Below are 6,515 nucleotides of genomic sequence, written 5' to 3' on the forward strand. Positions count from 1 at the left end.
GTCGAGGTGTCGGGGGTGATGAGCCTAGATAACTGGCGTAGGGGTAACTTACCTCTGTGGGCAGAAATATCCCATCGTGAGTTGGGAAGCCCACGCTATACTGCCTAGCAGTTAGCGTGGGAGGATGTCACCAGCGATCGCATTTCTCAAACTGCGATCGCTAACCTTCAAATTTTCCAAGAATCTAAAGCCCGTAACTGGGGGGTTTTTTTCAACTGATGGGTTTGCATTCGGGATAACACTTCATCCAAAATATCTACACCTTGCCCAATATAAGCTCCTTTGTTTAACATAACGCATTCCGCTCGTTCTGCCATGGCTGCATCGGTCATCTCTGCACGGGAGGGAATACTATTTTTGACCAAATTTTCTAAGACTTGAGTTGCCCAAATCACGGGAACATGAGCAGCTTGACACAACCATAAAATTTCCTCTTGCATCTCTGCTAACCTTTGATAACCGATTTCTACTGCTAAATCTCCCCGTGCAATCATCACTCCAAAGGGTTGTTTTCCGGCACCATGAATGATCAACTCAGGAAGGTTCTTAACTGCCGTCAACGTCTCAATTTTAGCCACGATCGCCACTTTTCGCCACTCAACACCTAACCTTTGTTCTAACTCCCATTGCAAAATTTCCATATCATTAGCTTTTTGGACAAAGGAGTAACCGATTATATCTGCATGGATAGCGACAAAATCTAAATCTTGACGATCTTTATCGGTCAAGGGGTTAAGGTCCAAGGGTGTATCTGGAAAATTAATCCCTTTATCTACCCGTACTTTTTCTCCTTTGGGACGAGCATGGGTAATGCGAATTAACACCCCTTCTTCCCCGATACTTTCGACTGTACCCCCGATATGACCATCATCAACCCAAATGGTAGCCCCTACTTTGACCTGCTTTAAAACGTCAGGAAGGGTCAAAGAGGCTTGAAAATGGTTTTTATGGGGTTTAGTCGGTTTTTGATGAGTTAATAACAATCCTTCCCCTGGATGGATGCGTTTTTTTCCTTTGGGTGGTATAACCGTTTTTAACCGTAATTTGGGACCACCTAAGTCCATAAAAATTTTACACTGTCTTTGGGTCTTTTCTTCGGCCTGACGAATCTTATGGATCATGCTTTCCCATTCAACTTGACTATCGTGGGCGCAGTTAATCCTTAAACAGTCTACCCCTCGTTGCACCAAGTCTAAAATAAAGGTTTCATCAGTGGCAGCATGACTGGGTAAGGTGACCATAATACGGACTTGACGATGGTTGGGGGGATGGCCGAATAGTTCATCTGTATGGGTTTTTAAGAGGCGATCGCCTTCAAAAAAAGCTTCCAGGGGAGGATGTTTGGGGAAGAAGGTGGGATCTTGACCACAGACAGCCCCTAATGTAGCAATTACCCCTTCTAAATTGGGCATGACACGGGATTCAATCTGACTTAGGGAAGAAAGACCCCAAGGGGTTAAAGCAAGCTGTATAGGCCGTATATCGTGGTGACGTAGGGCTAAATAATAGGCCAAATTTTGTGCGCTGGGGGTAAATGGGGTTCTGGTGATCAGTGATCGCCATTTTCCAAAGATATTATTTCCCTCTGCAATTAAATCATGACGCAGCTTTTGTAAGACATTGAGTAAGGTGTGGGGATAGGTTAATTTTTGTTGGGCGGTGGTTTCTAAATTTTTCATTTTTAATTAATAGAAACATTAGAACAATTATTAATATGACCTGTTAATAATTTCCCTTTTTGATTAGTTTGCCAAATTTCTCCTGTATCGACATCCAAACAAGTCAACCAACCTTGACCACAGGCCCAAGTGTCGATACAAATTTGATGACCCATATTAACGGGACAACCATCTTTTTGTGAGGTATGACCACAAACTACTATTTTTCCTGAATAATGACTAGGCCGAGGATAAATTTTCTGCCAAAATAGGTCATGTTCTGACTGTTTATGAAGGGGTAAATCTGGATCTACATTAGCGTGAACAAAGATATGATTTTCGGTTTCGTACCAGTCTAAACAATGGTGTTGAACAAAGATTAAATGTTGCTCAGGTATATTGGATAATGAATCTTGGTTATTATTGTTATAGTAAGAAACTAAGGTATATTTTCCGTCAACATTTACCCAAAAATTGTTATTGTCTCTGCCATTAAAAGCATCTAACATCATCAGTTCATGATTCCCTTTTATGGGAACTAATTGATAATTTTTATGAAGATAAACTAACCTTTCTAATACACCTTTTGAGTCAGGACCTTTATCTACATAGTCCCCGAGTGTAATTAGTTTATCTTCTGGACGCAATTCTACTGCTTCTAAGAGTTTATCAAAAGCTGTAGTACATCCATGAATGTCTCCCACAGCAAGTGTACGCATTACTTTTTATCTCCTTGAAGCTTTTCAAAGATAATTTTATTGCTTTTAGGTTAACTTGTGGTTAATACATCACTGATAACTGACAACTGATAGTAATTTGGACATTGTTGTATAATTAAGGATTGCGGTAAAAAATCAAAAAAGAACCTATCATGGCAAAACGAGTTCAAGTAGTATTGAATGAATCAATCAATAAATTAGGAGAAAATGGCGATTTAGTGGAAGTTTCTCCAGGATACGCTAGAAATTATCTCATTCCTAAAAAATTAGTCACCCTTGCTACTCCTGGTATTCTCAGACAGGTTGAACAACGCAAGGAAAAAGAAAGACAAAGACTCTTAGCAGAAAGACAAGAGGCCGAAGCGCGCAAAACAGCCCTGGAAACCATCAAACGCTTTACCATCCGTAAAGAAGTTGGGGAAGGAGAGGCTATTTTCGGAACCGTTACCAGTTCAGAAGTTGCTGACGCTATTCAAGCAGCGACCAACCAAGAAGTAGACCGTCGCGGTATTACTGTTCCTGACATTAATAAAACCGGTTTCTATGAAGCAACGGTTAAACTTCATCCCGAAGTTACTGCAACTATTGAGATTCAAGTTGCACCCCTTTAGAGATGGAAAGGGTTATAGTTGGGGGTAGGTATGAACCTACCTCTACTATGAAAAAACAAAGGTTTTAATTATGAGGAGAAAAAACAATGATAACTTTAGCGAAATGGTCAGTTGATGATTATCATGCCATGATTACTGCTGGTATTGTAAGCGATCGCCCTGTAGAATTGTTAGCAGGAGAAATTATAGAAATGTCCCCAGAAGGCCCTTTACATAGCTATACACTCACAGAAGGTGTGAAATATTTACGTTCACTCTTAGGAGATAAAGCAGAGGTCAGAGAAGCTCACCCTATTACTTTATCAGACTCAGAACCTGAACCGGATATAACCATTATTAAATCCCCTAATAGTCGTTACAAAACCCATCATCCTTATCCTGAAGACATTTATTGGTTAATAGAAATAGCGAATACAACCTTGACTAGAGATTTAACATTAAAACAAAGTATTTATGCAAAAAATAATATTAGAGAATATTGGGTAGTTGATCTAGTAAAAACAGAAATTACTGTCTTTACTCAACCACGAAATGATAGTTATCAACAGCAACAAACTTATAAACAAGGAACAATTCTTCCTTTAGCTTTTCCTGAACTTGAGATTTCAGTTAGTAGAATATTACAACAATAAAAATATTTCTGTTCAGAATTGATTATCATTAATTAATCTGAACCAAATCGGGTCACTTATGACAACATCTGAAATACATTCAATGCCAAATCAAAACTAGAAATGATATGCGAACTGTAGGAGTTCAGTTTGCACAGGGTGCGAATAGTGCTTTAATAATTATATGAATTCTATTAGTTATTTATCATTAATTATAATGGATTCTGTTTAGGAATACCAATAGCACGAGGAAAATTATCAGAAGTTTCTGCTATTTTTTCAACATAAATAAAGTTGCGCATACTTTTAGTTAAAGGGGTTTCAAACTGTTTGACCAATATAAGTTTCCCTCCCAATTCTTTTAAAGCATTATTTAAGTTGATTTCTTCTTCTTTTTGCCAGTTTCCTCGATATAAAACTCCTATTCCTCCTACTTTGAGAAAAGGTAAAACATATTCAGCGCAAACAGAAGGCTGTCCTACTGCACGAATTAACCCTAAATCATATTTTTCTCTATGTTCTGGTATATGTCCTATGTCTTCTGCACGACCAATAACTGTTTGAGAATTTTTCAATTTTAATGCTTCTAAGAATAGTTTAATAACATTAATTTTTTTACGAGTTGAATCTAATAATGTTAGTTGCCAATGGGGAAAAATAATACTAATAGGAAGACCAGGAAAACCTGCACCTGTACCAATGTCAATTACTTTTAATGAATCTTCATAGTTTAAAAAATCTAAACCAATCACACCAGCTAAAGAGTCCCATAAATGCTTTTCCCAAAAGTCGTTTGGTTGGGTGATTCTAGTTAAATTAATTTGACGATTAATTAATAGTATTTCTTGGTAAAGTTTCTCCCATTGTTCTAGTTGTTCTTGTGTAGGTTGCCATTGTAAACTATCTTCGCAAATATCGTTAAAAGTTGGTAATTTCATTGATTAAGTCAAATGTGGGTAGTGTAATTTAAGTAGTGAAAATCAATCTAAGTTGATAGTATTTCTTCATTATAATGAAGGAGAGTCTTTATCCATTATTATTTTTTTGCTAAGTTATTAAAATTTTTTTCTCAACTATAGATAATTATCCCAAATTTAGAAACTCTTTGCACTCTTTCACCTTATTTTAACAGAAACTTGGGCAAAAATTTAATTTTCACTACTTATGATACACTACCCAAAAGTTTTGTTAACCATTAACCGTCAAGGCAATATCTTCGGGTAATATTTTTTGGATTATCTTATTATCAAGATTAGATAGTTTAGCTAATCTGTTCGTTTGTTTAGCAATAGTTTTTTCAAAAAGATTCCTCACTAATCGACTATTATTTGATTCTTTAACTTACTAAAATTAGGATTCAGTTGTCAAAAACAGAAGTTAGGGAAAACAAGGATTAAACTCTAGTGAATCGGTTTAATCACTGTAAGGAAAGTCAGAGTTTCTCGCCTTTCTGACAATTTCTAAGTCAACGTTTAAGGATTTAGCAATTATTTCCTCTGATACTCCTTGCTTTAGAAGAGAATCTATAGTTTGAAAAATAGAAATTTCCGGAGTAATCCCCTTGATTCTTCCCTGATCATCCAATTGTTTAAAGGTCATTTCAGGACAATTTGGTTGATTTTGAGAAACTAAGTAAAATAGTCTCTCACAATAGCTACCCGGTCCACCTAGATTATGATCGTCTACAGAAGTAAACTTACCTCTATAAGGTTTCCCTGGGATTCTTATTCTTTCCCCGTTTTCATCAATCCTACGCAAGTAATCGATATCTCCATTGATCTTATTAAGACGCAGCATACATCCTTCACGGGAATAACGATAAATTAATTCAGGAAAAGGAATATCTGGAACCGGATCATTATCATTCATAAATCGCCAGTATTGATACTTGAATTTATCATTAATATGATCGCGATAATGACTATTACCAACACGAGGCGCACCAAAGGTGTAAACACCAGATACATGAATTTCTTCCTCTACTTGCTCTAATAAATAGTTAGCAGCAAGAATAGCGATCGCACCTCCTAAACTATGTCCCGTTAACCAGACATTCTCTGCTGCACCTAGTTGTTTCATCACCGAGTCATGATATTTTGGGTTAACAAGAATTGCTTTAAAAGCCTTTAAAAATCCACGATGCACCCTTGGTTTTTTACTGAAAATAACGGCTAAAGGATTCTCATGTTCGTATGGTTTATCTGTATAATCGAGTTCACGAGAACGGATTTTGAAATTTGTTGCCCAGTCGCTGACTTTTTTTTCAGACCCACGAAACCCAATGATAGCAGTGTTTTTATGAAAAATAATTAATCCTTGGGTGTCAGTAATATACTTCTTTTTGTTGTCATCAATATCTTCACCATCATCTACAATATCTTCAATATCTTGACTATCAATAAAGATGGTTTTTTGGACATCTTCATAACTACATCCCCAACTATACAGAGTCGATCGCACCGCTTCTTCGTACCCTATATTCATACGTTTTGCATTCACAGAACTTAAATAACAGAGTTGAGAAATATTGGCGCAGATGTAAGCATTTTCAAAGTTAGGTTCTGATTGTCTGTAATCTTTTGGGGGTGATAATCTGGGGGTAAAAAAATCAAAAGCTGAATGTTGCATTGACTGTGTTTCGAGATTCAATGTAGAAGTCATAATTGATTCCTCTCGGCATGATTAAGTTAACCTACTCTTAATTTAGTAGTAATTTTTTAGAAAGTTTCTGATCAATTCCTTATCTTTAAATATTTGTAATTTAAGTTCAAGTAGCTTAATAATGCAGGCATTCCGAGGGGAGTTATGGGAGCATCCCATTTTTGCCAAAAACTTATTCTTGGAGTTTGACGGGGAGAGGGGGAGATGGGGAGACGGGGGGAAATTAATCAGATCAACTATTATCAATCAAGGACA

General features: G+C 36.8%; 6 protein-coding genes and 2 pseudogenes. 3 read left to right on the forward strand and 5 right to left on the reverse strand.

Going from position 1 to position 6,515, the window contains the following annotated elements:
- Window positions 1-108 (forward strand): annotated as a pseudogene (locus QNJ66_RS25755) (RNA-guided endonuclease TnpB family protein); the annotation flags it as partial.
- A gap of 59 nt (window positions 109-167) precedes the next feature.
- Here the strand turns inward: QNJ66_RS25755 and QNJ66_RS25760 are convergent.
- Both QNJ66_RS25760 and QNJ66_RS25765 read right to left on the reverse strand, forming a co-directional pair.
- Window positions 168-1,679 carry a pyruvate kinase gene (locus QNJ66_RS25760; RefSeq protein ID WP_300511523.1) on the reverse strand — a complete coding sequence of 504 codons (1,512 nt, stop codon included), beginning with the start codon at window positions 1,677-1,679 and terminating at the stop codon, window positions 168-170.
- A gap of 2 nt (window positions 1,680-1,681) precedes the next feature.
- Entirely contained in the window at window positions 1,682-2,377 is a 696-nt protein-coding gene (locus QNJ66_RS25765) for a metallophosphoesterase family protein (RefSeq protein ID WP_300511524.1), read from the reverse strand.
- A gap of 152 nt (window positions 2,378-2,529) precedes the next feature.
- On the opposite strand from QNJ66_RS25765, the gene rplI reads away from it, so the two are divergent.
- Together rplI and QNJ66_RS25775 are read left to right on the forward strand one after the other, a co-directional pair.
- Window positions 2,530-2,988: a 50S ribosomal protein L9 gene (rplI, locus tag QNJ66_RS25770; RefSeq protein WP_300511525.1), complete on the forward strand. Its 459-nt coding sequence runs from the start codon at window positions 2,530-2,532 to the stop codon at window positions 2,986-2,988.
- Window positions 2,989-3,074: 86 nt separating this feature from the next.
- Window positions 3,075-3,620: a Uma2 family endonuclease gene (locus QNJ66_RS25775; RefSeq protein WP_300511526.1), complete on the forward strand. Its 546-nt coding sequence runs from the start codon at window positions 3,075-3,077 to the stop codon at window positions 3,618-3,620.
- A gap of 191 nt (window positions 3,621-3,811) precedes the next feature.
- Here the strand turns inward: QNJ66_RS25775 and rsmG are convergent, their stop codons facing one another.
- The 3 genes and pseudogenes from rsmG to QNJ66_RS25790 form a co-directional block, all read right to left on the reverse strand.
- Window positions 3,812-4,537, reverse strand: coding sequence for a 16S rRNA (guanine(527)-N(7))-methyltransferase RsmG (rsmG, locus tag QNJ66_RS25780; protein WP_300511527.1), 726 nt, complete (start codon window positions 4,535-4,537; stop codon window positions 3,812-3,814).
- A gap of 250 nt (window positions 4,538-4,787) precedes the next feature.
- Window positions 4,788-4,916: pseudogene (locus QNJ66_RS25785) on the reverse strand (AAA family ATPase); the annotation flags it as partial.
- A gap of 96 nt (window positions 4,917-5,012) precedes the next feature.
- Entirely contained in the window at window positions 5,013-6,260 is a 1,248-nt protein-coding gene (locus QNJ66_RS25790) for a lipase family protein (protein WP_300511529.1), read from the reverse strand.
- Window positions 6,261-6,515: the final 255 nt, after the last annotated feature.

The sequence above is a fragment of the Crocosphaera sp. genome (assembly GCF_030064895.1).
Taxonomy (GTDB): Bacteria; Cyanobacteriota; Cyanobacteriia; order Cyanobacteriales; family Microcystaceae; genus Crocosphaera.

What these genes read in the sequence shown, in the direction of transcription:
- QNJ66_RS25790 (WP_300511529.1), bottom strand. Translation starts at nt 6,260, where the DNA reads ATGACTTCTACATTGAATCTCGAAACACAGTCAATGCAACATTCAGCT.
- rplI (WP_300511525.1), top strand. Translation starts at nt 2,530, where the DNA reads ATGGCAAAACGAGTTCAAGTAGTATTGAATGAATCAATCAATAAATTA.
- QNJ66_RS25760 (WP_300511523.1), bottom strand. Translation starts at nt 1,679, where the DNA reads ATGAAAAATTTAGAAACCACCGCCCAACAAAAATTAACCTATCCCCAC.
- QNJ66_RS25775 (WP_300511526.1), top strand. Translation starts at nt 3,075, where the DNA reads ATGATAACTTTAGCGAAATGGTCAGTTGATGATTATCATGCCATGATT.
- rsmG (WP_300511527.1), bottom strand. Translation starts at nt 4,537, where the DNA reads ATGAAATTACCAACTTTTAACGATATTTGCGAAGATAGTTTACAATGG.
- QNJ66_RS25765 (WP_300511524.1), bottom strand. Translation starts at nt 2,377, where the DNA reads ATGCGTACACTTGCTGTGGGAGACATTCATGGATGTACTACAGCTTTT.